The organism is Brachybacterium sp. SGAir0954 (assembly GCF_005490785.1).
Lineage (GTDB): Bacteria > Actinomycetota > Actinomycetes > Actinomycetales > Dermabacteraceae > Brachybacterium > Brachybacterium rhamnosum.
In genome coordinates, this window is sequence record NZ_CP027295.1 from 2,352,068 (window position 1) to 2,375,316 (window position 23,249).

The window sequence follows — 23,249 nt, forward strand, 5'->3', positions numbered from 1 at the left end:
TCAGTCCTCCTGGTGCGCACTGGAGCGGTCGTCGGAGCCCGAGGAGAACAGTCCGTGCTCGGCGACGAAGACCCGTGCGGCCTCGAGATCGTCGGGGGTGTTGAGGTTCATCAGAGCGACGCCCTTCAGCTCCCGCTTGGCGAGGCCGGTGAGCGTCCCCGCGGGGGCCACCTCGAGGATCCCGGTCACCTGCCTCTGCGCGAAGACCCCCATGCAGGACTCCCAGTCCACCGGAGCGGAGACCTGGTCGACGATCAGCTCGAGGTAGCGGGAGCCCGTGGTCACGATCTCGCCGCCCGCGTTGGACACCAGCGGGCACTGAGCCAGGGGGTCCGAGACCGTCAGGCCGGGGGCGAAGGCGGCGAGCTCCTCCCGGGCCCCGGCCATGAAGGCGGTGTGGAAGGCCCCCGCGACCTGCAGCGGGATGACGCGGGCACGAGCCGGAGGGTTCTCCACGAGGGCCTGGATCTGCGCGGCGGTGCCCGCGGCGACCACCTGGGCGGCGGAGTTCAGGTTCGCCGGCGCCAGATCGTGCTCGCGGATCGCTGCGATGACCTCGTCGCGCACTCCGCCTACGACCGCGGCCATCGAGGTCGGCTCGGCCGCGGCGGCGGTCGCCATGGCCCGGGAGCGCACGGCGACCAGTCGCATCGCGTCCTCGGCCGTGAGAACACCGGAGAGGGCCGCGGCGGTCACCTCGCCCACGCTATGACCGGCGAGCAGATCCGCCTGCGCGCCGGCCGCGAAGCCGTCCCCTTCGGTGAGGCAGTCCGCGGCGGTCAGACCCGCGGCGACCAGCAGCGGCTGGGCCACCGCGGTGTCGCGGATGGTATCCGCATCGGACTCGGTGCCGTGGCGGAGAAGGTCGACGCCCGCGGCCTCGGAGAGCCCGGAGAGGGACGCCTCGACGCCGGGCAGCTCGAGCCACGGGGCGAGGAAGCCGGGCTTCTGCGCCCCCTGTCCGGGGCAGACGATCGCGAGCACGGGGACCTCCAAGGGAGTGGACGGGGCGGGCCGACCGGACGGCGGGACCCGCGGGGGTGAGGGGAGACGGCACCGGGCCGCCCGTCCCGGAGGACGGACGGCCCGGTGCGTGGATCAGGACTCGCCGCCGAACGACCCGGACTGGCCGGCGTTCACGTCGGTGAGGTCGTACTTGTCGATCGCCTGGCGCACCAGGGACGGATCGATCGTGCCCTCGCGGGCCAGCAGCTGGAGCGCCTTGACGACCATCGAGTGGGCGTCGATCTTGAGGAACCGGCGCGCGGCGGGGCGGGTGTCGGAGAAGCCCCAGCCGTCGGCGCCGAGCACGCCGTAGCTGCCCGGGACCCACTCGCGGATGAGGTCCGGGACCAGGAAGTCGTAGTCGCTCGAGGCGACGAACGGCCCGGTCACGCCCTGCAGGCGGGAGGAGATCCACGGGGTGCGCTGGTCCTCGGGGTGGAGCAGGTTGTGCTTCTCCGCCTCGAGGGCGTCCTTGCGCAGCTCCGTCCACGAGGTCACGGACCACACGCTCGCACGCACGCCCCAGTCATCGGCGAGGATCTCGCGGGCGTGGCGGGCCCACGGCACACCGACGCCGGAGGAGAGCAGCTGGACCTCGGGGCCCTCGCCCTCCGCGGCGCCCTCGAGCAGGTACATGCCCTTGAGCAGGCCCTCGATGTCGAGCCCCTCGGGCTCGGCCGGCTGCACGATCGGCTCGTTGTAGACGGTGAGGTAGTAGAAGACCTCCTGGAGGCGGGTCTCGTCCTCCCCGTACATGCGCTGCAGGCCGTCGCGCAGGATGTGCCCGATCTCGTAGCCGTACGCCGGGTCGTAGATGACCGCGCCCGGGTTCGTGTAGGCGAGGATCGGGGAGTGGCCGTCCATGTGCTGGAGGCCCTCGCCGGCAAGGGTCGTCTTGCCGGCGGTCGCGCCGATGACGAAGCCCTTCGCCATCTGGTCCCCGGCGGCCCAGAAGAAGTCGCCGGTGCGCTGGAACCCGAACATCGAGTAGAAGATGTAGAGCGGGATCATCGGCAGGTCATGGGTGGAGTACGAGGTGCCCGCCGCGGTGAACGCGGAGGTCGAGCTGATCTCGTTGATGCCCATGTGCTTGATCTGGCCCTGCACCGACTCCTTGTAGGCCAGGAGCAGGTCGCGGTCCACCGAGAGGTAGTTCTGGCCGTCGGGGTTGTAGATCTTCGCCGTCGGGAACAGCGAGTCCATGCCGAAGGTGCGCGCCTCGTCGGGGATGATCGGCACCCAGCGCTTGCCGCTCTGCTTGTCGCGCAGCAGGTCCTTGAGCAGTCGCACGAGCGCCATGGTCGTGGCGATCTCCTGCTTGCCGGAGCCGCGCTTGGCGACCTCCCAGACCTTCTCCTCGGGCATCGGCAGCGGGGTGTGCTCGGTGCGGCGCGAGGGCACCGCGCCGAGCTCGGCGCGACGGGACTCGAAGTAGCGCATGACCTCGGAGTCGGGCTCGGGCACGTAGAGCGGGGCGTCGTAGACGCTGCCGGACTCGAGCTGCTCGTCGGTGAAGGGGATGTTCAGGGTGTCGCGAAGGGCCTTGAGGTCCTCGAGCGTGAACTTCTTCATCTGGTGGGTCGCGTTGCGGCCCGCGAAGCTCTTGCCCAGGCGGTAGCCCTTGATGGTGTGCGCGAGGATCACCGTGGGCTGGCCCTTGTGGTCCATCGCGGCCTGGAAGGCGGCGTGGATCTTCCGGGTGTCGTGGCCGCCGCGGTTGAGCTTCCACCAGATGTCGTCGTCGGACATGTCCTCGACGAGCGCCTTCGTGCGCGGGTCGCGCCCGAAGAAGTTGTCGCGGATGAAGCCGCCGTTCTCCGCCCGGTAGGTCTGGAAGTCGCCGTCCGGGGTGGAGTTCATGAGGTCGATGAGGGCGCCGTCGTCGGAGGCCTCGAGCAGCGGGTCCCAGCCCGCGCCCCAGATCACCTTGATGACGTTCCAGCCCGCACCGCGGAACTGCGCCTCGAGCTCCTGGATGATCTTGCCGTTGCCGCGCACCGGGCCGTCGAGGCGCTGCAGGTTGCAGTTCACGACGAAGGTGAGGTTGTCCAGGTGCTCCTTGGCGGCGATGTGCAGCGCGCCGCGGGACTCGACCTCGTCCATCTCGCCGTCGCCGAGGAACGCCCAGGTGTGCTGCTGGGAGGTGTCCTTGAGCCCGCGGTTGTGGAGGTACTTGTCGAACGAGGCCTGCTCGATCGCGTTGACCGGGCCGATGCCCATCGAGACCGTCGGGAACTCCCAGAAGTCCTGCATCGCCCGCGGGTGCGGGTAGGACGGCATGCCGACGGGGCTGGACTTCTCCTGGCGGAACCCGTCGAGCTGCTCCTGGGTGAGGCGGCCCTGGAGGAAGGCGCGGGCGTAGATGCCGGGGGAGGCGTGGCCCTGGAAGAAGACGTGGTCGCCGCCGCCCTCGTGGTCACGGCCGCGGAAGAAGTGGTTGAAGCCCACCTCGTACATCGTCGCGATCGAGGCGTAGCTCGAGAGGTGGCCGCCGACGGAGACGCCGGGGCGCTGGGCGCGATGGACGATCATCGCCGCGTTCCAGCGGTTGATGTCGCGGATCTCGCGCTCGAGGCGGAGGTCACCGGGGTACTCGGGCTGCTGATCCGCCGGGATCGTGTTGACGTAGTCCGTCGTCAGCGAATCGGGCAGGTGGAGATCCTGGTGGCGGGCATGCTGGATGAGGTTCTGGACGATCTCGGAGGCGCGGTCCTCGCCGCGCTGCTCCACGAGGCCGTCGAAGGAGTCCAGCCACTCCCGCGTCTCCTCGGGATCAGGATCCTGCGCATGGCTGGGCAGGTTGATACCGATGGGACGAGGCGTCTCGAACGAACTCACACTGTCCTTCTCTCTACGGGAGGCGTCGGACCAGCCGACGGATGGTGCGACGGTGCGCCCGGACCTTCGGCCATGGTGCCCGTCAGCCTACCGTCGTGCGCACCGCTCCCGAGGTTCCTGTCGGCCCCTGGGACCGTGAGAGACCCGACACGCGCCGCGGGTGGAGGAGGGCGGGTGGGCCGAGGATCCCGCCCCCGCCGGTGCGTGCCGACGGGCCGTGGGATAGCATCGACCTGCGAGCAGCAGTGCCTCGGGGCCTCCGTCTCCGTTCGTCCGCTCCGCATCCGGCGCCGCTCGTGCGCCGTCCGTCATCCCCGTCCCGTGAGGAGTCCGTTCTTGTCACCGTCGTCCGACGTCAATGCCACCAGCTCGCCCGTAGAGGTGATGGCCCTCTCGACGGGGCAGATCGTGCAGGAGTTCGGGTACGACGACGACGTCGACCTCGATCTGCGGGACGCGATCGAGGACGCCATCGGCGAGGAGCTCGAGGACGAGGACTGCCAGGAGATCGTCGACGCCGTCATCATGTGGTGGCGCGAGGAGGACGGCGACCTCACCGATGCCCTCGTCGACACCTTGACCACCCTCACCGCGGGCGGTCCGATCTGGCTGCTGCTGCCCAAGGCCGGCCGTGACGGCCACGTCACCCCGGGCGAGGTCCAGGAGGCCGCGGGCACCGCGGGCCTGCGCGTCATGAGCACCGTGAGCCTCGCTGCGGACTGGACCGGCACCCGCCTCGCCTCCCGTCAGTGATCCACCGGCGCCGCCCTCCCGGGGCGGCGCCCACGGGGCCCCGCCCCGACGGGGTCGTTAGCTCAGCCGGTAGAGCGCCACGTTTACACCGTGGATGTCGGGGGTTCGAACCCCTCACGACCCACCCGATCAGCACCCTCGACGCAGGGCGAGCACTCCGGTGCGTCCGTCGAGCGCGCCGTGGAACCGGGCCGTGAGCGCCGGATCCGATGCCTCCCGTGCGAGCAGGGCGGCCTGCTCGCGGTGCAGCTCGAGCAGCAGCATCCCGCCCGGGGCGAGCCAGGTCGGCGCCTCGGTCACGAGCCGCCGCGCGAGGTCCAGCCCGTCCTCCCCGCCGTGCACCGCGAGCTCGCTCTCGTGCTCGCGCACCTCGCGGGGGAGGAGCGGCAGCGCCGTGGTCGGGACGTAGGGGGTGACCGCCGCGATCACGTCGACCGCGCCGCGCAGCGACGCCGGGAGCGCATCGAGCAGGTCCCCGCGGTGCACGCCCGCCGTGGGCGGCAGGTGGCGGCGTGCGTGGTCGAGCGGGACCGGGTCCACGTCCGCCACATCCAGGGAGACCGAGGGCAGCGCGCGGTGCACGACCGCGGCGATCGGGGCGATGCCGCAGCAGGCCTCGACGAACCGTGGGCCGCGAGGCGAGGCGGGGTGACCGCGCAGGGCGGCGACCGCGAGCCGGGCGAGCAGGCGCGTGCGGCGCCGGGGCACGAAGCAGCCGGGGCCAAGCGGAAGGTGGAGCCCGCAGAACTCCACCTCGCCCACCACGTGCTCGAGCATGGCCCCGGCGATCCGGTGCGCGGTGAGCTCCTCGAGCTCCTCGGCGGAGCGGGCCCGGGAGAAGAGCAGCTGCGCCTCCTCCTCGGCGAAGACGCTGCCGGAGGCGCGCAGCCGCGCCGTGAGGGCGCTCGCGCTCAGGCGCTGCGCGTCAGCAGGTAGGCCAGGCACAGCGCTCCGACGACGATCACGACCACGAGCAGCCAGATGACGGCGGAGCGGGAGTCGCGCTCACGCTCGCGCTCCGATCGGGGTCGCGCCGCATCGGCGCGCAGGGCGCGTACGGTGCGAGGGATCATCACCACCAGTGTGGTGACGATGGCGATCGCGAAGACGATGAGGATGACGGTGCCCACGGACCCCAGTCTGGCATCCCCGCCGTGATCGTGTCCTCCGACCCGGCACCACCCCTCGGTGAACGGAGGTGAGGTGGCATGCCTGACCTCGACCCCGCCACCGACGCCTCCCGTTCCTATACTGGGAGACCCCCCAAGGCCCCCTATGGGAAGGCACCGCATGACCGCGCCGCAGGCGTCCACCGTCCCGTCCCCGCTCGACGTGGCCCGGATCCGGGAGGACTTCCCGATCCTCGGCCGCCGGCTCGACGAGACGACCCCGCTGATCTACCTGGACTCCGGAGCGACCGCCCAACGCCCCCAGCAGGTCATCGACGCCGAGGTCGCCTTCCTCCGTCACGACAACGCCGCCGTCAAGCGCGGGGCCCATCGCCTCGCCGAGGCCGCGACCGACGCCTACGAGACCGCGCGGGAGACCGTCGCCGGCTTCGTCGGTGCCGCGCGACCCGAGGAGATCGCGTTCACCAAGAACGCGACCGAGGCGCTGAACCTCGTCGCCTACTCGCTGGGCAACGGGGACGCCTCGACGCCGGAGCGGCTGCGGGTGCGCGAGGGCGACGAGATCCTCGTGACCCAGATGGAGCACCACGCGAACCTCGTGCCCTGGCAGGAGCTCGCGCGGCGCACCGGCGCCACGCTGCGCTGGATCCCGCTCGGCGACGACTTCCACCTCGACCTCTCCGACCTGGGCTCCCTCCTGACCGAGCGCACCAAGGTGCTCGCCCTGACCCACCAGTCCAACGTGCTGGGCACCGTGAACCCGGTCGCCGAGCTCGCCGAGGCCGCCCACGCCGTGGGCGCGCTCGTGGTGCTCGACGCGTGCCAGTCCGTGCCTCACATGAGCGTGGACCTGCCGGGCCTCGGCGTGGACCTCGCCGCGTTCTCCGGGCACAAGATGCTGGGGCCGACGGGGATCGGCGCGCTCTGGGGACGCCACGAGATCCTCGAGCAGCTGCCGCCCTTCATCACCGGCGGATCCATGATCGAGACCGTGACCATGGAGCGCACGACCTACGCCGAGCCGCCGGCCCGTTTCGAGGCGGGCACCCCGATGATCTCCCAGGCCGTCGGCCTCGCCGCCGCCTGCGACTACCTCTCCTCGCTCGGCATGGACGCGGTCGCCGCCCACGAGCGCGAGCTCACCGACCGCGCCGTGCGGGGCCTCGCCGCCCTCCCCGGGGTGCGGATCCTGGGCCCTGGCCCCGGTCCGGACCGGGTGGGCGCCGTGTCCTTCGTCCTCGAGGGGCGCCACCCCCACGACGTCGGCCAGGTGCTCGACTCCCGCGGCGTCGAGGTGCGGGTGGGCCATCACTGCGCGTGGCCCCTGCACCGCCGCTACGGCGTGCCCGGCACCACGCGCGCCACCTTCTCCGTGTACACCACCCCGGAGGAGGTCGATGCGCTCGTCGAGGGCATGGGCGCCGTCATCGACTTCTTCGCCCGCTTCGAGTGATCGGAGACCCCATGGATCTCACCTCTCTGTACACCGACATCATCTTCGAGCACGACAAGCGCCCTCTCCACGCGGGGCTGCGCGAGCCCTTCGACGCCGAGGTCCACCATGTGAACCCCACCTGCGGCGACGAGATCACCCTGCGCGTGCACCTCGCCACCGGGGAGGACGGCGCCGTGCGCGTCGAGGACGTCTCCTACGACGCGACGGGCTGCGCGATGAGCCGCTCCTCCGCCTCGATCATGAGCGACCTGCTCATCGGGCGCACCCTCGCCGAGATCGAGCCGATCGCCGCCCACATGGACCAGGTCATGCACGCCCGCGGCAAGCAGGCCGGGGACGAGGAGATCATCGGCGACGGCATCGCGCTGGTGGGCGCCGCGAAGTTCCCCAACCGGGTGAAGTGCGTGCTCATGTCCTGGAAGGCGTTCCAGGCCGCGCTCGTCGAGACCCGCGTGCTGGGCGCCTGATGGGTGCCCCGGTGCTCGACGACGTCGTCGGCGTCCTCGAGGAGGCCTACCCGCTCTCCTGGGCGGAGGACTGGGACCGCGCCGGCCTCGTCCTGGGGGAGCGGCAGGCCCCGGTGCGCTCCGTGCTGCTCGCCGTCGACCCGACCCTTCACGTGGCCCGCGAGGCGATCGACGGCGGCCACCAGCTGCTCGTCACCCACCACCCGCTGCTGCTGCGCGGCGCGAGCTTCCTGCCCGCCGAGGACGGCAAGGGCGCGGTCGTCACCGCCCTCCTGCGCGCCGGCGTGGGCCTGTGGTGCGGGCACACCAACGTGGACCGCTCCACCCTCGGCACCGTCGGCGCCTGGATCCGGGCGCTCGACCTGCAGGACGCACGACCGCTGGGTGGCGGCGAGGGACGGGACACGGGTGCCCGCGAGAGCGCCGCCCACGGCTCCGCCCGCTTCGGCCTGGGCGCCGTGGGCACGCTCCCTGCACCGATGACCGTCGCCGCGCTGAGCGAGCGGATCGCCGGGATCGTCCCCGCGACGGCCCGCGGGATCCTCCGCACCGGCGATCCGGGCCGCGTCGTCCGCACGCTCGCCGTCTGCCCCGGCGCGGGGGACTCCTTCCTCTCCGACGCCGCCGCGGCGGGGGCGGACGCCTACGTGACCTCGGACCTCCGCCACCATCCGGCCCTCGAGCACGTGGAGTCCGCGGCGGATCCGCTCGCGGTGCCGGCGCTTGTGGACGTGCCGCATGCCGCGAGCGAGGCCCTGTGGCTCCCGCTCGCCCAGGAGCTGCTGACCGCGGCCCTTCCCGGTCTCGAGGTGGCCGTCTCCGCGCGCCCCACCGATCCCTGGACCGGGCGCGCGGGCTGAGCCGTGGCCCGTCTGGTCCTCCTCAACGGCGCGCCCGGCAGCGGGAAGTCGACGCTCGCGCGTGAGCTCGTCGCGGGCGACCCCGATGCCCTCGCGATCGACGTCGACCAGATCAAGCACGGCCTCGGCTCGTGGCCCGGCGACCCGCAGCGGGCCGGGCTCCGGGCACGGGAGCTCGCCCTCGCGCTTCTCGAGGCGCAGCTCGCCGCCGGCGCCGATGCGGTGCTCGGGCAGTACCTCGCCCGGCCCGAGTTCCCCGCGGCGCTCGAGGAGGCGGCCCGCCGCCGCGGCGCACGGTTCCACGAGCTCGTGCTCGATCTCGACGCCTCCACCCTCGCGGCCCGGCTCGCCGCTCGGGGTGAGCGACCGGACCGACCCGAGCATGCGGTGAACACCGCCCTCACGCCGCCGTCGGACGCGCCGCAGCTGATCGCCTCGCTCGAGAGGATCGAGGAGATCCGCCCGCGGGCGCGGCGGATCGACGCCCGGGGCGGGATCGCAGAGGTGCGGGAGCGACTTCGCGCCGCGATCCTCGCGGCGGAGTCCGCCGACTATGTCACGGAGGACGACGGCGGCGCGGAGGGGCCTCAGCCCACCGGGTCGACGACCACGAGCTGATCCCCGTCGAGCTCGACACCGAGCGGCGCACCGGCGACACCCGGCACCGCGGCGAGACGCTCGCGCAGCAGGTCCACGAGGGCGTCCGCGTCGCCGGGCAGCTCCGGGGCGGCGATCAGCTCCCGGGTGACGATCCCGCGGTAGCGCTTCGCATCGTGCGAGATCACTTTCCGCACGCCTCCCCGCTCCTGCACGGGCGCGACCTGCAGAACCCGCGCCCCGTGCCCGCTGCGCAGCGGGAGCATCGAGCGGTACGCCCCCGAGCGGGAGTCGACCACGAGCGGCGAGGGCCCCGCCCCTGTCTCCTCGAGCAGGCGCGTGCGCAGCGGCTTCAGGTGGTCGGACCACCAAGGCCCGGCCGCTCCGAGCCGCTGCACGCGGGACCCGGCGGAGAGCCGGTAGGCGGGCACGTGGTCCCCGGCGGCGTCGACGACGCCGAGAAGGGCGCTCATGACGAGCACCCGTCGGTCCTCGGGGATCACCGCGCCGGCGGAGAGCTGGTCGTAGAGCACCCCGGAGTAGACGGAGAGGGCCGGCCCCGCGGGCTCCTCGTGGATCGCGGCCATCCGCGCCACGAGCTCGGGGGAGGAGGCGGGCACGCCGAGGCGCTCCCCGCCGTCGCGCCCCTCGGCGGTGCGCCGCGCCGCCCTCAGCATCGTCTCCCGCGCCCGCGCCAGCTCCGGGTGGGTGAGCGTCGACGGATCCAGCGGTGCGCTCCCGTCGGCGGGGCGGGTCTTCGTCTCGGAGGGCGGCAGCAGCATCAGCACCCGTCCATTGTCCCGGGCCGCGGCGTCGGGGCCGGCAGGCGGGGCGGAGAGCTTGCGCACGCCGCGACCGGGCCCGGCGCAGGGCAAGGACTCGCGGGCGTAGGATCCTGGGCGGACCAGTCGGCCGGGCAGTCGCGTCCCCGCACTCGTGCGGGGCCGAGGAAAGTCCGGGCTCCGTCTGGCACGGTGGTGGGTAACGCCCACCCGGAGTGATCCGCGGGACAGTGCCACAGAGAGCAGACCGCCTCCCCGCCCTCGGGCGGGGCGGTAAGGGTGAAAGGGTGGTGCAAGAGACCACCGCGGTCTCGGTGACGAGGCCGGCACGGTAAACCCCACCGGGAGCAAGGTCGGACAGGACGCGTTCGAGGGTGCCAGCCCGAGCGTCCGGGTGGACCGCTGGAGGTCGTCGGCAACGGCGATCCGAGAGGGATGACTGTCGAACACAGAACCCGGCTTACAGGCCGGCTGGTCCGCTCGACATGGACGGGCCCGGACGCGAGAGCGTCCGGGCCCGTTCCTCGTCGGCGGGGGCGGTCCTCAGTCCGAGGACGCCGCCTTCTTCGCCCGCTTGGCCTCCTTGCGGGCCAGCGCCGCGGCGCCGATGATCCCGGCCTCGTTGCGCAGCTTCGCGGGCACGATCGGGGTCTTCAGATCCAGCAGCGGCAGGTACTTCTCGTGGTGCTTGGAGACGCCGCCGCCCACGACGAACAGGTCGGGGCTGAAGAGGAACTCGATGTGCGCGTAGTACTCCTGCAGGCGCGCCGCCCAGGTCGTCCAGTCGAGGTCCTCGCGGTCCCGGGCGGAGTCCGCCATGTACTTCTCGGCGTCCATGTCGTGGAGCAGCACGTGCCCGAGCTCCGTGTTGGGCACGAGCTCGCCGTCGTTGAACACCGCGCTGCCCACGCCGGTGCCGAGCGTGGTCACGATGACGACGCCCTTCTGCTTGCGGGCCGCGCCGAACTCGGCCTCGGCGATGCCGGCGGCGTCCGCGTCGTTGACCACGAACACGTCGTGGCCGGTGCGCTCGGTGAACAGGGCGTCGGCGTCCGTGCCGATCCAGGAGTCGTCCACGTTCGCCGCGGTGCGGGCGATCCCGTGCTGGATGACCGCCGGGAAGGTGACGCCCACCGGCATGCCGGCGGGGACGTCGAAGGAGTCCAGGAGGTCGCGGACGGTGTCCGCGACGGCATCGGGGAGGGACGGCTGGGGGGTCGGGATGCGCACGCGGTCCGCGGCGAGCTTCCCCTTGCGCAGATCGACGGGGGCGCCCTTGATGCCGCTGCCGCCGATGTCGATGCCGAAGGCCGTCTTCTGCTTGTCAGAGCTCACGATGGGTCCTCGTCCCGGTCCGCCGGGTCCGGGGCCGTCCGACGGGCGGCCGCGAGGGACAGTATGCCGAAGATCTCCTCACGGCACGGACCCCGTCCTGCCCGTCGGCCCGCTCAGACGACCGTGAGCAGCTCCGGCCCGTCCTCGTTGATCACGAGGGTGTGCTCGAACTGCGCGGTGAAGCCGCGGTCGCGGGTGACGACGGTCCAGCCGTCGTCCCACTGCTCCCACGCCTGCGAGCCGAGCGTGACCATCGGCTCGACCGTGAGCGTCATGCCCTCGGCGATGACGTCGTCGAACATGGGGGCCGAGTCGTAGTGGGGGATGACCAGCCCGTTGTGGAAGCCCTCCGCGACGCCGTGACCGGTGTAGTCGTGCACGGACTCATAGCCGAAGCGGCGCACGTACTTCTCGACGACCCGGCCGATGACGTTGACCTCGCGGCCGGGCTTCGCGGCGCGGATGCCGCGCATCATCGCCTCCTCGGAGCGGGTGACGAGCTCGTCGACGCGCGGGTCGACCTCGCCCACCCGGAAGGTGGCGTTGGTGTCGCCGTGCACGCCGTGCAGGAAGGCGGTGACGTCGACGTTGAGGATGTCGCCCTCCTCCATGACCGTCGAGTCGGGGATGCCGTGGCAGATGACCTCGTTGAGGCTCGTGCAGCAGGACTTCTCGAAGCCGAGGTAGCCGAGGGTCGAGGGGTACGCGCCCTCGGAGAGGAGCACCTCGTGGACGACCGCGTCGATCGCGTCGGTCGTCACCCCGGGGCGCGCGGCCTCGCCGGCGGCCTGCAGGGCGAGGGCGGCGACGCGGGAGGCCTCGCGGACGCGGGCGATGACGTCGGGCGTCTGGACGTAGGGACCGGAGTCGGAGACCGCCTCGTCCTTGCCGACGTACTCGGGGCGCTCGATGCTCGCGGGCACGCTGCGACGGGGGGAGAGCTCGCCGGGCACCAGCTCCGCGCGTCCCTCCGGACGGATCCATTCCTGCTCTACAGTCATGGGCACCATCCTCTCAGCTCTGGGAAGGAGCACACCGTGAGCGAGCCCACGCCGTTCTACTACAACCTGGACACGAAGCAGGTCGAGGAGGGGCACCAGTCCCCGGGGAGCCAGCTGATGGGTCCCTACGCCTCCCGCGAGGAGGCGCAGCACGCGCTCGAGAAGGCCGCCGCGCGCAACGAGTCCTGGGACCGCGACGACGCGGCCTGGGACGCGGAGGACTGACCTCCGCGGATCAGCCCTCCCGGCCCGGGGTCACTCGAAGGAGTGCTCCGGGCCCGGGTAGGCGCGGGAGGTGACCGCGGCGCGGTAGTCCTCCGCCGCGGTCTGCAGCTGACCGCGCAGGTGCGCGAAGGTGCGCACGAAACGGCCCTCGAAGCCGGAGAGGCCGGCCATGTCCTGCCACACGAGCACCTGGCCGTCGCAGTCGGGGCCGGCGCCGATCCCGATCGTCGGCACCGCGACCACCTCGGTGATGCGGGCGGCGACCGCGGCGGGCACGAGCTCGAGCACGATCGCGGAGACCCCGGCCTCCTGGAGGGCGATGGCGTCGTCGGCGAGCTGATCGGCCCCGGCGGTCTCCCGGCCCTGGACGCGATGCCCGGAGAGGGCGTTCACGGACTGCGGCGTGAAGCCCAGGTGGCCGATGACGGGGATCCCCGCGGCGACGAGCGCCCGCACCTGCGGCACGATCTCGTGGCCGCCCTCGAGCTTCACGGCCTCGGCGCCCGCCCGGATCAGCTCGACGCCGTGGCGCACGGCGTCCTCGGGGCCGGTCTGGTAGGTGCCGAAGGCGAGGTCGGCGACGACGAGCGGGCGGTGCACGCTGCGGGCGACCGCGCCCGTGAAGGTCAGCATGTCCTGGTGGGTGGTCGACGTGGTCGAGCTGTACCCGAGAACGGCGGTGCCCACCGAGTCGCCCACGAGCAGCACGTCGATGCCGGCGGCCTCGAAGACCTGCGCGGAGACCTGGTCGTACGCGGTGAGCATCGTGAACGGGCGACCGCGCTCCTTCGCGTCCAGCAGGTGGCGCAGGCGGATCTTGGCCGGGCCGGAGGTCGGGGGTGTCGGGGCGCTGCTCACGGGGTCTCCTGGGCGGGTCGGTGACGGACGGCTCCCATTGTGCCCGCGCAGGGCGGTACGTGGGGACCTCTCCCCATGGTCACCGCCCGCAGGGCTGTGGCAGGGTGATGCTCACAGGGGACGCACAGAAGGTGGGTCCCTCCGGGGAAGAGGGAACACCGATGACCACCATGATCCGCAGGAACGCCCGCCGCGGGGCCGTCGTGCTCGGAAGCCTGGCCGTGGTGCTCGGCGCCGCCGCGTGCGGCGGCAGCTCCGACGACGCCGCCGCGCCGGAGGAGAAGACCACCGAGGCCGCCAGCGCCGCCGAGGAGGCCGGGGACGACGCGGCCGCCGCCGAGGACAGCGCCTCCGACGAGGGCGGCGCCGCGAGCGAGGACGCCGGTGACGACGCCGCCGCCTCCGGCCCGCTGTCCGAGGAGGACCTCTCGGCCGCGAGCACGACGTTCATCGACTTCATGAGCAAGGCGGCCGACGGCGACGGCGAGGGTGCCTGCGCGCTCATGGTCGATCCGACCACCGGCGACGCGGTGTCCGGACAGGCTCTCGAGGCCTGTGGCAGCACTCTCGAGAAGCAGCTCGGCGATTCCGTCGACCCCTCGATGAAGAGCATGTTCACCGAGGAGAACGTCAAGGCCGAGGACAACGGCGACGGGACCGCGAAGATCGTCTTCATGGAGCAGGAGATGCCGAGCTTCTCGATCGTCAAGGGGAAGTCCGGCGACTGGCTGATCGACGCCGGCATCTCCGCCGGCTGAGCCCGACCAGCGCACACCACGCACACCCGACCCGCCCCCGGGACAGCATCCCGGGGGCGGGTCGAGTCGTGCACACTAAGGGCATGGATCAGCTGCAGGACGACGTCATCCGCCGGGTCACCGATCACGACGTGCGGTTCATCCGCCTGTGGTTCTGCGACATCGTGGGGACGTTGAAGTCCATCGCGATCTCACCCGCGGATCTCGAGACCGCCTTCACCGAGGGCGTCGGCATCGACGGCTCCACGATCGAGGGGCTCACCCGCAGTTACGAGTCCGACATGCTGCTGCGGCCGGACCCGCGCACCTTCGAGCTGCTCACCTGGCGCGGCACGAGCAACGCGACCGCCCGCATGATGTGCGACGTGCTCACGCCGGACGGCGAGCCCGCCGCCTCGGACCCGCGCCGTGTCCTCAAGGACATGCTCGCCCGCGTGGAGCAGAAGGGCCTGGACTTCTACACGCACCCCGAGATCGAGTTCTACCTCTTCCAGGAGCCCTACCGGACCGGGCGCGCGCTCCAGCCGATCGACCACGCCGGCTACTTCGACCACGTGCACCGCGGCAACGGCCAGGACTTCCGCCGCGCCGCGATCGAGCACCTCGAGGGCATGAACATCCAGGTGGAGTTCTCCCACCACGAGAACGGCCCCGGCCAGAACGAGATCGACCTGCGCTACGCGGACGCGCTCACCACGGCGGACAACATCATCACGCTGCGCACCGTCGTCAAGGAGGTCGCGCTCGGCATGGACCAGGTGGCGACCTTCATGCCGAAGCCGATGATCGAGCACCCCGGCTCCGGCATGCACACCCACCTCTCGCTCTTCCAGGGCGGGCGCAACGCCTTCCACGAGCCCGGCGCCGAGTACGGCCTCTCCCGCATGGGCCGGCAGTTCATCGCCGGCCTGCTGCGTCACGCGGGGGAGTACTGCGCGGTGACGAACCAGTGGGTGAACTCCTACAAGCGCCTGTGGGGCGCGCAGGAGGCCCCGAGCTACGTCTGCTGGGGGCACAACAACCGTTCAGCGCTCGTGCGGGTGCCCTTCCACAAGCCCACCAAGGGCACCAGCTCACGCGTGGAGTTCCGGGGCCTGGACTCCGCCTCCAACCCGTACCTCGCCTTCGCGGTGCTGCTGGCGGCGGGGCTCGAGGGCATCGAGCAGGAGTACGAGCTGCCCGAGGGCTCCGAGGACGCCGTGTGGGACCTCACCGAGCGCGAGCGCCAGGCGATGGGCATCGAGCCGCTACCCACGGACCTCTTCCGCGCCCTCGAGATCTTCGAGAGCTCCGAGCTCATGGCCCGCACCCTCGGCGAGCAGGTCTTCGAGTTCTTCCTGCGCGACAAGCGCAACGAGTGGTCCCGCTACCGCGAGCAGGTCACGGACTACGAGCTCGACGCGACCTTCGGGCGCGTGTGAGGGAGGGGATCCCGTGACCCCCGAGCCGCCCACCACCACCGGTGCCCTCGCACGACTGGGCTTCACGAGCACCGAGCGGGTGCGCCGCTTCCTCACCGAGCCGGCGCTGGCCGGGCTCGAGAAGGGCGCGGCGGCCGCGCTCGGCGCGACCCCGGACGGCGACGAGGCAGTCCTCGGTCTGCTCCGCCTCGCGGAGTCCGCGATCGAGGCGGGGCACCGGACCCTGCTCCAGGAGTTCCTCGGGGACGTCTCCACGCCCGGGAAGCCCGGGCACCGGCTGATCCGGCTGCTGGGGACCTCCGTCGCGCTCGGCGACGTGCTCACCCGCCACCCCGAGCTGCTCGAGGTGCTGCGCCGCGGTGACGACGGGCTGACCCGGCCCCGGGACGCCGTGCGCAAGGACCTGCTGCGCGCCGTGGGCGCCGACCCCGCCGCCGACGTCCCCCTCGCCGCGCTCACCGGCCGTGAGGCGCGGGACGCCCTCCGCGTCGCCTATCACGAGCGCCTGCTGCAGATCGCCGCGGCGGACGTCGTCGCCGAGGAGCCGGTGCCGCTGCAGCCGCAGGTCTCCGCCGCGATCGCCGACCTCGCCGACGCGGCCCTCGAGACCGCGGCCGCCGTGGCCCGCGGCGCCGTGGACGGGCACGAGGCGGTGCGCTGGAGCGTCATCGCCATGGGGAAGACGGGCGCCCGGGAGCTCAACTACCTCTCCGACGTCGACGTCATGCACGTCGTCGCGGTGGCCGACGGCGCGGACATCGACGAGGACGAGCTCGTCGCGCGCGGATCCGCCCTCGCGCGCGAGCTCGCGCGGGTCTGCTCGGACCGCACGGCCGAGGGCTCCCTGTGGCAGGTCGACGCGAACCTCCGCCCCGAGGGCAAGGACGGCCCGCTCGTGCGCACCCCGGACTCGTTCCGGCGCTACTACACGACCTGGGCGAAGTCGTGGGAGTTCCAGGCGCTGCTGAAGGCGCGCGCCGCGGCCGGCGACCGGGAGCTGGGCCGCGACTTCGAGGCGATGGTCGAGCCCTGGATCTGGAAGGCCTCGACCCGCGACGGCTTCGTCGAGGACACCCGCGCCATGCGCCGCCGGGTGATCGCGCACATCAAGGCCGGCGAGGCGGACAGGAACCTCAAGCTGGGTCCGGGCGGACTGCGCGACGTCGAGTTCACCGTCCAGCTGCTGCAGATGGTCCACGGCCGCACCGACGAGCAGCTCCACGCCCGCACGACCCTCGAGGCGCTCGCGCGGCTGGGGGAGGGCGGCTACATCGCCCGCTCCCAGGTCGAGGAGATGGACGAGGCCTATCGCTTCCTGCGCGCCACCGAGCACCGGCTGCAGCTGCACCGCATGCGCCGCACCCAGGTCCTGCCGACGGCCGAGGGAGACCTGCGCCGTCTCGCCCGCTCGCTGCGGCTGGGCCCTGAGGAGTTCCGACGCCGCTACCAGCGCACCCGTCGGCGCGTGCGGCAGCTCCACGAGGAGATCTACTACCGACCGCTGCTCGTCACCTCCGCGAAGCTCTCCGACGACCAGATCGCGCTGAGCCCCGAGGGCGCCGCCGTGCGGCTCTCCGCGATCGGCTACCGGGACGGGGCACGCGCCCTGACCCACATCAAGGCCCTCACGGACGGGCTCTCGCGCCGCGCCGCCATCCAGCGCCAGCTCCTGCCCGCGCTGCTCGAATGGTTCTCCGAGGGCACGGACCCGGACCTCGGCCTGCTCATGTTCCGGCGGCTCTCCGACGTCATCGGCTCCGAGCACTGGTACCTGGGGCTCCTGCGGGACTCCGGCACCGCCGCCCGCCGTCTCACCGCGGTGCTCTCCACGAGCCGCTTCGTGGGGGAGCAGCTCGAGCAGATCCCCGGCGCCGTGCGCTGGCTGTCCCGCGACGAGGACCTCCGCCCGCTCGGCCGGGAGCACCTGAGCCGCGAGTTCCTCGCCGTCATCCGCCGCGTCGAGACCGTCGAGGCGGCACGGGACGTGCTGCGACGCACCCGCAACCGCGAGCTGCTCCGCATCGCGCTCGCCCACCTCACCGGCCTCGCCGCCCCGCGCGAGGTGGCGCACGCGCTCACCGATCTCGCGGAGGCGGTGCTCGAGGCCGGGCTGCTCGTCGCGTACCACGCCGTCGCGCGGGAGCGGAAGGTCGTGGCGGTCGACTCGGTGCCGCTGCCCGAGGTCGACGCCGTGGACGAGCACACCGCGCCGCAGCTGCGGGAGCGACGCTCCGACCCCGCCCGCGCCCTCGGCATCGAGATGGCGATCATCGCGATGGGCAGCTTCGGCGCCCGGGAGATGGGCTACTCCTCCGATGCGGACGTCCAGTTCCTGGTCCTGGACCGCGGCGCCGGCGCGGCGAGCGGGGAGATCGGCGTGGCCGTCGCGACGCAGGTCCAGCACATTCTCAACGCCCCCGCCTCCGGGACCGACATGAGGGTCAGCGCGGACCTCCGCCCCGAGGGACGCAACGGCCTGCTCGCCCGCACCCTGCCCGCATGGGTCGACTACTACCGACGCGACGCCCTCACCTGGGAGAAGCAGGCGCTGCTCCGCGCGCGGCCCGTCGTCGCCTCGCAGTCCCTCGCCGAGGAGATCACCACGGAGATGGACCGCCACCGCTATCCGACCGGCGGCCTCGATCGCGATGCCCGGCGGGAGATCACGCGCATGAAGGCACGGATCGAGTCGGAGCGGCTGCCCCGCGGCGCCGATCCCGCCCGCCACGTGAAGCTCGGCAGGGGAGCGATGACCGACGTCGAGTGGTGCGCCCAGCTCGTCGCCCTCGAGCACGCCCACGACCACGAGGAGCTGCGCACACCGTCCACCCTCGCGACCCTCGAGGCCGCGGCGGAGGCGGAGCTGCTCGATGCCCGCGAGGTCCGCGAGCTCACGGACGCCTGGGCGCTGTGCTGGCAGATCCGCCGCTGCCTGTTCCTGTGGAAGGGACGCGAGGGGGACCTGCTGCCGACGGACCGCTGGGACCTCCGCGCCCTCGCCCGGCTGGTGGACGGCGAGGAGGACTCCGCCGCGGACCTCGAGGAGCGGTACCTGCGGCTCACCCGCCGCTCCCGGACGATCGCGGAGGAGATCCTCTTCGGCGACAGCTCGGGGAAGTCCGACCGCTGAGGGGCGCGCCACCTCGCCCCGGTGCGCACGGGACGGCCTCCCGCACCGCAGGCCGGGCCCGGCGTAGCCTGGGCCGGGCTCCCGCCACCGTTCCTCCCTCCGGCATCGCCGCCCCCCACCCTCGATCCGTCCCTCCACCACCCTGAGGTGCCATGACCACGCCCCGACTGAGCGCCGACACTCCGCGCGGACGCATGTACCGCCTCGAGCCGGACGGTCCGCTCGTCTATCCCTCGATCACGACGGTCTCCGGGATGCGCGCGAAGGACCACCTCCAGGGCTGGTACGCCACGATGGCCTCCAAGCGCGCGCTCGAGATGTACAGCTGGCTCGCCCGGAACCCCGACCGCGCCGGGGCGGAGATCTCCCGCGTCACACGTGACCGCTGGGGCTCGCAGAAGAAGATCGCCGCCGCCGCCGAGGAGCACACCCGCGGCGCGGCGGACTTCGGCACGCTCGTCCACGCGGCCTGCGAGGTCTGGGGTCGCGACGGCGCGCGCCCGGCGCGGGCGCAGGTGGGGGAGATCGTCGCCGAGATGCGCTCCGCGAGCGGCGCCTTCGCCACGGAGAAGGACCTCGACACGCTGCTCACCCGCGCGGACGAGCGCCTCGACGGGTACGGCGCCTTCCTCGAGGCCTACCAGCCGGAGTTCGTCGAGGTCGAGCAGACCGTCGTCAACCACACCGTGGGCTACGCGGGCACGACCGATGCGATCGTGAGGATCGGCAACACCGTGCTCAGCGCGGACATCAAGACCTCGAAGAAGGTGCGCGGCGACTACGCGCTGCAGGGCGTCGCGGTCACCCGCGCCGAGCACCTGCTCGACGACGACGGCACCATCCGGGACATGCCCGAGCTCATGGGCGCCTTCGTCATCCACCTGCCCGAGGGCGGCGGCTTCGCCGCGGTGCCGCTGCGCACCGGGGACGCCGAGTTCGAGGTGTTCCGCGCGCTGCGCGCCGCCTGGTCGTTCGTCCCCGAGGACTGCGCCCTCCCCGCGGCGGGATCGCCGAAGGAGCTGCTGCTGTCGCTGCTGCGCGCCAAGGGCGGCCTGGACGACCTGGGTTGAGCCGCCGGGCTCAGTGCTCCGGGCGCAGCATCCCCCGCTCCCGGGCCGCGGCGACGGCCTCCGTGCGGCTCGTCACCGCGAGCTTGTCGAAGACGTGCACCAGGTGCGTCTTCACCGTCGCCTGGGACAGGAACAGCTCGCTCGCGATCGCGGAGTTGCTGCGCCCGGCGGCGACGAGGGCGAGCACCTCGAGCTCACGTGCGCTCAGCGCCGTCGGCGAGTCCCGGTCCCGGAGCCGGCGCGCGATCCGCGGGTCCAGCTGCGCCCCGACGGCATCTGACGCGCTCGCGGCACCGGGCGACCCGGCGCCCCGCCCGGCGCGGCGCACGGCCGCCGCGAGCTCCTCCGCCGGGGAGTCCTTCAGGAGGTAGCCCGCGGCGCCGGCGTCCATCGCCGCGAGCACGTCCTGGTCGTTGTCGTAGGTCGTGAGGACCAGCACCGCCGGCGGCGGGTCGAGCGCACGCAGCGGGCCGATCACGGCGGTGCCGCGGGTGCCGGCGCCGAACTGCAGGTCGAGCAGGACGACGTCGGGGGAGACCCGCCGGGCGAGGTCGAGGGCGGCCTCCGCGGTCCCCGCCTCGCCCACCACCTCGATGCCGTCCTCCGCGGCGAGCACCGCGAGCAGGCCGCGGCGCACGATCGCATGGTCGTCGGCGAGCAGCACACGGCAGGTCATCGGGCCTCCTGGGGGTCGGCGGGGCCGGTGGGGGCACCGGGGACCGGGGTGTCCTCCGGGAGCGGGAGCGAGACCTGGACGGCCGTGCCCTCGCCGGGAGCGGACTCCACGAGCAGCGTCCCGCCCACCGAGGCGGCGCGGGCGCGGGCTGAGCGCAGCCCGAACCCCTCCGCCGCGAGGTCGAATCCGCGGCCGTGATCGACGACGTCGAGCAGCACCGCGTTCCCCTGCAGGGAGACGGTCACGACGGCCTGCCGGGCATCGGCATGCCGCACCACGTTCGCGACGAGGTTCTCGGTGAGCCGGGCGAGGGCGCGCGAGAGGCTGCGGGGGAGCATCGGGCACGCCGGGTCGGTGAGCAGCTCGTCCCGGAGCCGGAGGTCCAGGTCGCCCTCCGCCGCGCCGCGCGCGACGATCCGCTCGAGCTCCGTGTGGAGGGCGGCGGGGGTGGGAAGCTCGGGCTCCGCGTCGTCCACGAAGCGCCTGGTCTGCACCGAGGTGCGTCGGGCCGCTGCACGGGCCTCGGCGAGCAGGCGGCCGGCCTCCCCAGCGTCCTCGCGGTGCAGCGCGCCGTCGGCCGCATCGAGCAGGAGCTGGATGGACAACGAGGACTGCGCGACGGTGTCGTGCAGCTCGCGGGCGATGCGGTCCCGCTCCGCGGCGGTCGCGGCGGTACGGGTCTGCTCGGCGATGAGGTCCCGGGCCTCGGCGAGCTCCCGGGCGAGGCGGGTGCGCCGGTCCACCTCGTGCTGGAGGGCGCGCACCGTGAGCACGACGGCGAGGGCGACGAGGGCCCCCACCACGGGGCCGACGATCTCCCCGGCGCTCGGGCTGCCGTCCCGCCCGCCGTAGCCGAGGACGGCGAGGGCGGTCACGACGATCAGCGCGACCACGCCGCCCACGGTGGGCAGGGCGTACAGCACGGCGAAGTCGAGCCCGAAGGCGATCCACACGGTGCCCGGGTCGAGGACGAGCGTCACCGCCCAGACCAGGACCGTGGGGGCGAGGTAGCCGAGCGCCCACCAGCTCCCGTGGGGCGAGGGGGAGTGGCGCAGCGCCCGGCGCGCACCGATCGAGTACACGGAGGCCAGCACCACCAGCAGGGCGACGAGCAGGAGATCCGCCGAGGTCGAGGGCGGGGCGAGCGCGAGGCCCGCCGCGAGCGCGATCAGCAGGTAGACCAGCGCGTGCACCGCCCAGCGCAGCGCCGCGGCGAAGGGCGTGCCCACCAGGTCCACCGTCAGGTCCTGCGACGGCACGGCCGGGGAAACGGGGTCCGGGGTCGAGGCGACGGGCTCGTGGCGCGGGTGGGACATGGTGCGAGCCTATCCGCGGGTCCCGGGGCCCCCGGGAACGAGATCGGTGCGAGCCGATGGTTCGGCCCCCGGAACGGGGGACGGGCCCCGACCCTGCACGGATGCAGGACCGGGGCCCGTCGGGACACCGAGATCGGCTCAGATGTCGTAGTACAGCTCGAACTCGTGGGGGTGCGGGCGGAAGCGGAACGGATCGATCTCCGTGGTGCGCTTGAGCTCGATCCAGGTCGAGATGAGGTCCTCGGGGAACACGTCGCCCTCGGTGAGGTAGTCGTGGTCCGCCTCGAGCGCGTCGAGCGCCTCGCCGAGGGAGGCCGGGAGCTGCTTGATGAGCTGGTGCTCCTCGGGGGGCAGCTCGTAGAGGTCCTTGTCGATCGGCTCGGGCGGCTCGATGCGGTTGCGGATGCCGTCGATGCCGGCCATGAGCTGCGCCGCGAAGGACAGGTACGGGTTCGCCGAGGGGTCGGGCGCACGGAACTCGATGCGCTTGGCCTTCGGGGAGGAGCCGGTGACCGGGATGCGGATCGCGGCGGAGCGGTTGCGGGCCGAGTAGACCATGTTGACCGGGGCCTCGAAGCCGGGCACGAGGCGCTTGAAGGAGTTCACCGTGGGGTTGGTGAAGGCCGTCAGCGAGGGGGCGTGCTCGATCAGGCCGCCGATGTACCAGCGGGCGAGGTCGGAGAGGCCGCCGTAGCCGCGCTCGTCGAAGAACAGCGGCTCGCCGTCCTTCCAGAGCGACTGGTGGGTGTGCATGCCCGAGCCATTGTCGCCGAAGAGGGGCTTCGGCATGAAGGTCGCGGTCTTGCCGGCGTCCCACACGGTGTTCTTCACGACGTACTTGAACTTCATGACGTCGTCCGCCGCGTTGAGCAGCGTGTTGAAGCGGTAGTTGATCTCCTGCTGGCCGGCGGTGCCCACCTCGTGGTGCGCGCGCTCGACCTCGAGGCCGGTGTCGCCGAGGATCGCGCAGATCTCGTCGCGCAGATCGGCCATCTGGTCGTTCGGCGGGACGGGGAAGTAGCCGCCCTTGACGCGGGTCTTGTAGCCCTGGTTGCCGCCGAACTCGGACTCGTCCCGGTCCGTGTTCCAGGAGGCCTCGTCGGAGTCGATCGCGTAGAAGCCGGAGTTGATCCCGGTCTTGAAGCGGACGTCGTCGAAGATGTAGAACTCGGCCTCGGCGGCGAAGAACGCGGTGTCCGCGATGCCGGTCGAAGTGAGGTACTCCTGCGCCTTGGAGGCGACGGTGCGCGGATCGCGGGAGTAGGGCTCGTCCGTGAACGGGTCCACGATCGAGAAGTTGATGATGAGCGTCTTGCGCTCACGGAACGGGTCCAGGTATGCCGTGTCCAGATCCGGGACGAGCTTCATGTCGGACTCGTGGATCGCCTGGAAGCCGCGGATGGAGGAGCCGTCGAACAGCTGCCCCGTCTCCATGGCCTCCTCGTCGAAGGAGCTGGCCGGCAGGTTGAAGTGCTGCATGACGCCGGGAAGGTCGCAGAAGCGGATGTCGATGAACTCGACGCCCTCCTCCTCGATGAACTTCACGACCTCGCTGGGATTGTTGAACACAT

At 72.5% G+C, this 23,249-nt stretch carries 21 protein-coding genes, 1 tRNA gene and 1 other RNA gene; 12 read left to right on the forward strand and 11 right to left on the reverse strand.

Annotated elements, in window-relative coordinates; all coding sequences use genetic code 11:
* Both C1N80_RS10550 and aceE read right to left on the reverse strand, forming a co-directional pair.
* Positions 1 to 984, reverse strand: a complete 984-nt coding sequence (locus tag C1N80_RS10550) for an ACP S-malonyltransferase (RefSeq protein WP_137770724.1) — start codon at positions 982 to 984, stop codon at positions 1 to 3.
* Positions 985 to 1,098: 114 nt separating this feature from the next.
* Positions 1,099 to 3,843 carry a pyruvate dehydrogenase (acetyl-transferring), homodimeric type gene (gene aceE, locus C1N80_RS10555; protein WP_137770725.1) on the reverse strand — a complete coding sequence of 915 codons (2,745 nt, stop codon included), beginning with the start codon at positions 3,841 to 3,843 and terminating at the stop codon, positions 1,099 to 1,101.
* 384 nt (positions 3,844 to 4,227) lie between these two features.
* Here aceE and C1N80_RS10560 point away from each other — a divergent pair, with 384 nt between their 5' ends.
* On the forward strand, positions 4,228 to 4,596 hold the full coding sequence (locus C1N80_RS10560) for a DUF3052 domain-containing protein (RefSeq protein ID WP_137771727.1): 369 nt from the start codon (positions 4,228 to 4,230) through the stop codon (positions 4,594 to 4,596).
* 51 nt (positions 4,597 to 4,647) lie between these two features.
* A tRNA-Val gene (locus tag C1N80_RS10565) sits at positions 4,648 to 4,720 on the forward strand.
* A gap of 5 nt (positions 4,721 to 4,725) precedes the next feature.
* On the opposite strand, the gene C1N80_RS10570 is transcribed toward C1N80_RS10565, so the two are convergent.
* Entirely contained in the window at positions 4,726 to 5,541 is an 816-nt protein-coding gene (locus tag C1N80_RS10570; protein ID WP_137770726.1) for a hypothetical protein, read from the reverse strand.
* A complete protein-coding gene (locus C1N80_RS10575) occupies positions 5,508 to 5,726 on the reverse strand; it encodes a hypothetical protein (RefSeq protein ID WP_137770727.1) in 219 nt (72 codons plus the stop codon). Before C1N80_RS10575 ends, C1N80_RS10570 begins: the two co-directional genes overlap by 34 nt.
* A 160-nt stretch (positions 5,727 to 5,886) precedes the next feature.
* Between C1N80_RS10575 and C1N80_RS10580 the strand changes: the two genes are divergently transcribed.
* From C1N80_RS10580 to C1N80_RS10595, 4 genes are read left to right on the forward strand one after another with little or no spacing between them, the layout of a single operon-like run.
* Positions 5,887 to 7,179, forward strand: coding sequence for an aminotransferase class V-fold PLP-dependent enzyme (locus tag C1N80_RS10580; protein WP_137770728.1), 1,293 nt, complete (start codon positions 5,887 to 5,889; stop codon positions 7,177 to 7,179).
* Between the two features lie 11 nt (positions 7,180 to 7,190).
* On the forward strand, positions 7,191 to 7,649 hold the full coding sequence (gene sufU / locus C1N80_RS10585; RefSeq protein ID WP_137770729.1) for a Fe-S cluster assembly sulfur transfer protein SufU: 459 nt from the start codon (positions 7,191 to 7,193) through the stop codon (positions 7,647 to 7,649).
* A complete protein-coding gene (locus C1N80_RS10590; RefSeq protein WP_137770730.1) occupies positions 7,649 to 8,509 on the forward strand; it encodes a Nif3-like dinuclear metal center hexameric protein in 861 nt (286 codons plus the stop codon). Before sufU ends, C1N80_RS10590 begins: the two co-directional genes overlap by 1 nt.
* Positions 8,510 to 8,512: 3 nt before the next feature.
* Positions 8,513 to 9,127, forward strand: a complete 615-nt coding sequence (locus tag C1N80_RS10595) for an AAA family ATPase (protein ID WP_137770731.1) — start codon at positions 8,513 to 8,515, stop codon at positions 9,125 to 9,127.
* Here C1N80_RS10595 and C1N80_RS10600 read toward each other — a convergent pair.
* Entirely contained in the window at positions 9,097 to 9,954 is an 858-nt protein-coding gene (locus C1N80_RS10600; RefSeq protein ID WP_137770732.1) for a YaaA family protein, read from the reverse strand. The genes C1N80_RS10595 and C1N80_RS10600 overlap by 31 nt on opposite strands.
* Positions 9,955 to 10,010: 56 nt before the next feature.
* Between C1N80_RS10600 and rnpB the strand changes: the two genes are divergently transcribed.
* An RNA gene (gene rnpB / locus C1N80_RS10605) (RNase P RNA component class A) lies at positions 10,011 to 10,367 on the forward strand.
* A 64-nt stretch (positions 10,368 to 10,431) separates the two neighbouring features.
* Here rnpB and ppgK read toward each other — a convergent pair.
* Together ppgK and map are read right to left on the reverse strand one after the other, a co-directional pair.
* Positions 10,432 to 11,223, reverse strand: a complete 792-nt coding sequence (gene ppgK, locus C1N80_RS10610; protein ID WP_137770733.1) for a polyphosphate--glucose phosphotransferase — start codon at positions 11,221 to 11,223, stop codon at positions 10,432 to 10,434.
* A gap of 113 nt (positions 11,224 to 11,336) precedes the next feature.
* The gene (gene map, locus C1N80_RS10615; protein ID WP_137770734.1) at positions 11,337 to 12,224 is read right to left on the reverse strand and encodes a type I methionyl aminopeptidase; all 888 of its coding nucleotides are present in this window, start codon (positions 12,222 to 12,224) and stop codon (positions 11,337 to 11,339) included.
* Between the two features lie 36 nt (positions 12,225 to 12,260).
* Between map and C1N80_RS10620 the strand changes: the two genes are divergently transcribed.
* On the forward strand, positions 12,261 to 12,449 hold the full coding sequence (locus C1N80_RS10620; RefSeq protein ID WP_137770735.1) for an SPOR domain-containing protein: 189 nt from the start codon (positions 12,261 to 12,263) through the stop codon (positions 12,447 to 12,449).
* A 30-nt stretch (positions 12,450 to 12,479) separates the two neighbouring features.
* Here C1N80_RS10620 and panB read toward each other — a convergent pair whose 3' ends face one another.
* Positions 12,480 to 13,307 carry a 3-methyl-2-oxobutanoate hydroxymethyltransferase gene (gene panB, locus C1N80_RS10625; RefSeq protein WP_137770736.1) on the reverse strand — a complete coding sequence of 276 codons (828 nt, stop codon included), beginning with the start codon at positions 13,305 to 13,307 and terminating at the stop codon, positions 12,480 to 12,482.
* A 161-nt stretch (positions 13,308 to 13,468) separates the two neighbouring features.
* On the opposite strand from panB, the gene C1N80_RS15560 reads away from it, so the two are divergent.
* From C1N80_RS15560 to C1N80_RS10645, 4 genes are all read left to right on the forward strand, one after another.
* Positions 13,469 to 14,065, forward strand: a complete 597-nt coding sequence (locus C1N80_RS15560; protein WP_168198085.1) for a hypothetical protein — start codon at positions 13,469 to 13,471, stop codon at positions 14,063 to 14,065.
* 83 nt (positions 14,066 to 14,148) lie between these two features.
* On the forward strand, positions 14,149 to 15,486 hold the full coding sequence (locus C1N80_RS10635) for a glutamine synthetase family protein (protein WP_137770737.1): 1,338 nt from the start codon (positions 14,149 to 14,151) through the stop codon (positions 15,484 to 15,486).
* Between the two features lie 13 nt (positions 15,487 to 15,499).
* Positions 15,500 to 18,616, forward strand: a complete 3,117-nt coding sequence (locus C1N80_RS10640) for a bifunctional [glutamine synthetase] adenylyltransferase/[glutamine synthetase]-adenylyl-L-tyrosine phosphorylase (RefSeq protein ID WP_137770738.1) — start codon at positions 15,500 to 15,502, stop codon at positions 18,614 to 18,616.
* 152 nt (positions 18,617 to 18,768) lie between these two features.
* Positions 18,769 to 19,686, forward strand: coding sequence for a hypothetical protein (locus tag C1N80_RS10645; protein ID WP_137770739.1), 918 nt, complete (start codon positions 18,769 to 18,771; stop codon positions 19,684 to 19,686).
* 10 nt (positions 19,687 to 19,696) lie between these two features.
* Here C1N80_RS10645 and C1N80_RS10650 read toward each other — a convergent pair whose 3' ends face one another.
* The 3 genes from C1N80_RS10650 to glnA all read right to left on the reverse strand — a co-directional run bounded on the left by C1N80_RS10650 (position 19,697) and on the right by glnA (position 23,247).
* Complete coding sequence (locus C1N80_RS10650; protein ID WP_137770740.1) at positions 19,697 to 20,362, reverse strand: response regulator transcription factor; 666 nt, start codon at positions 20,360 to 20,362, stop codon at positions 19,697 to 19,699.
* Positions 20,359 to 21,678: a sensor histidine kinase gene (locus C1N80_RS10655; RefSeq protein ID WP_137770741.1), complete on the reverse strand. Its 1,320-nt coding sequence runs from the start codon at positions 21,676 to 21,678 to the stop codon at positions 20,359 to 20,361. Before C1N80_RS10655 ends, C1N80_RS10650 begins: the two co-directional genes overlap by 4 nt.
* Before the next feature lie 138 nt (positions 21,679 to 21,816).
* On the reverse strand, positions 21,817 to 23,247 hold the full coding sequence (glnA, locus tag C1N80_RS10660; RefSeq protein WP_137770742.1) for a type I glutamate--ammonia ligase: 1,431 nt from the start codon (positions 23,245 to 23,247) through the stop codon (positions 21,817 to 21,819).
* Positions 23,248 to 23,249: the final 2 nt, after the last annotated feature.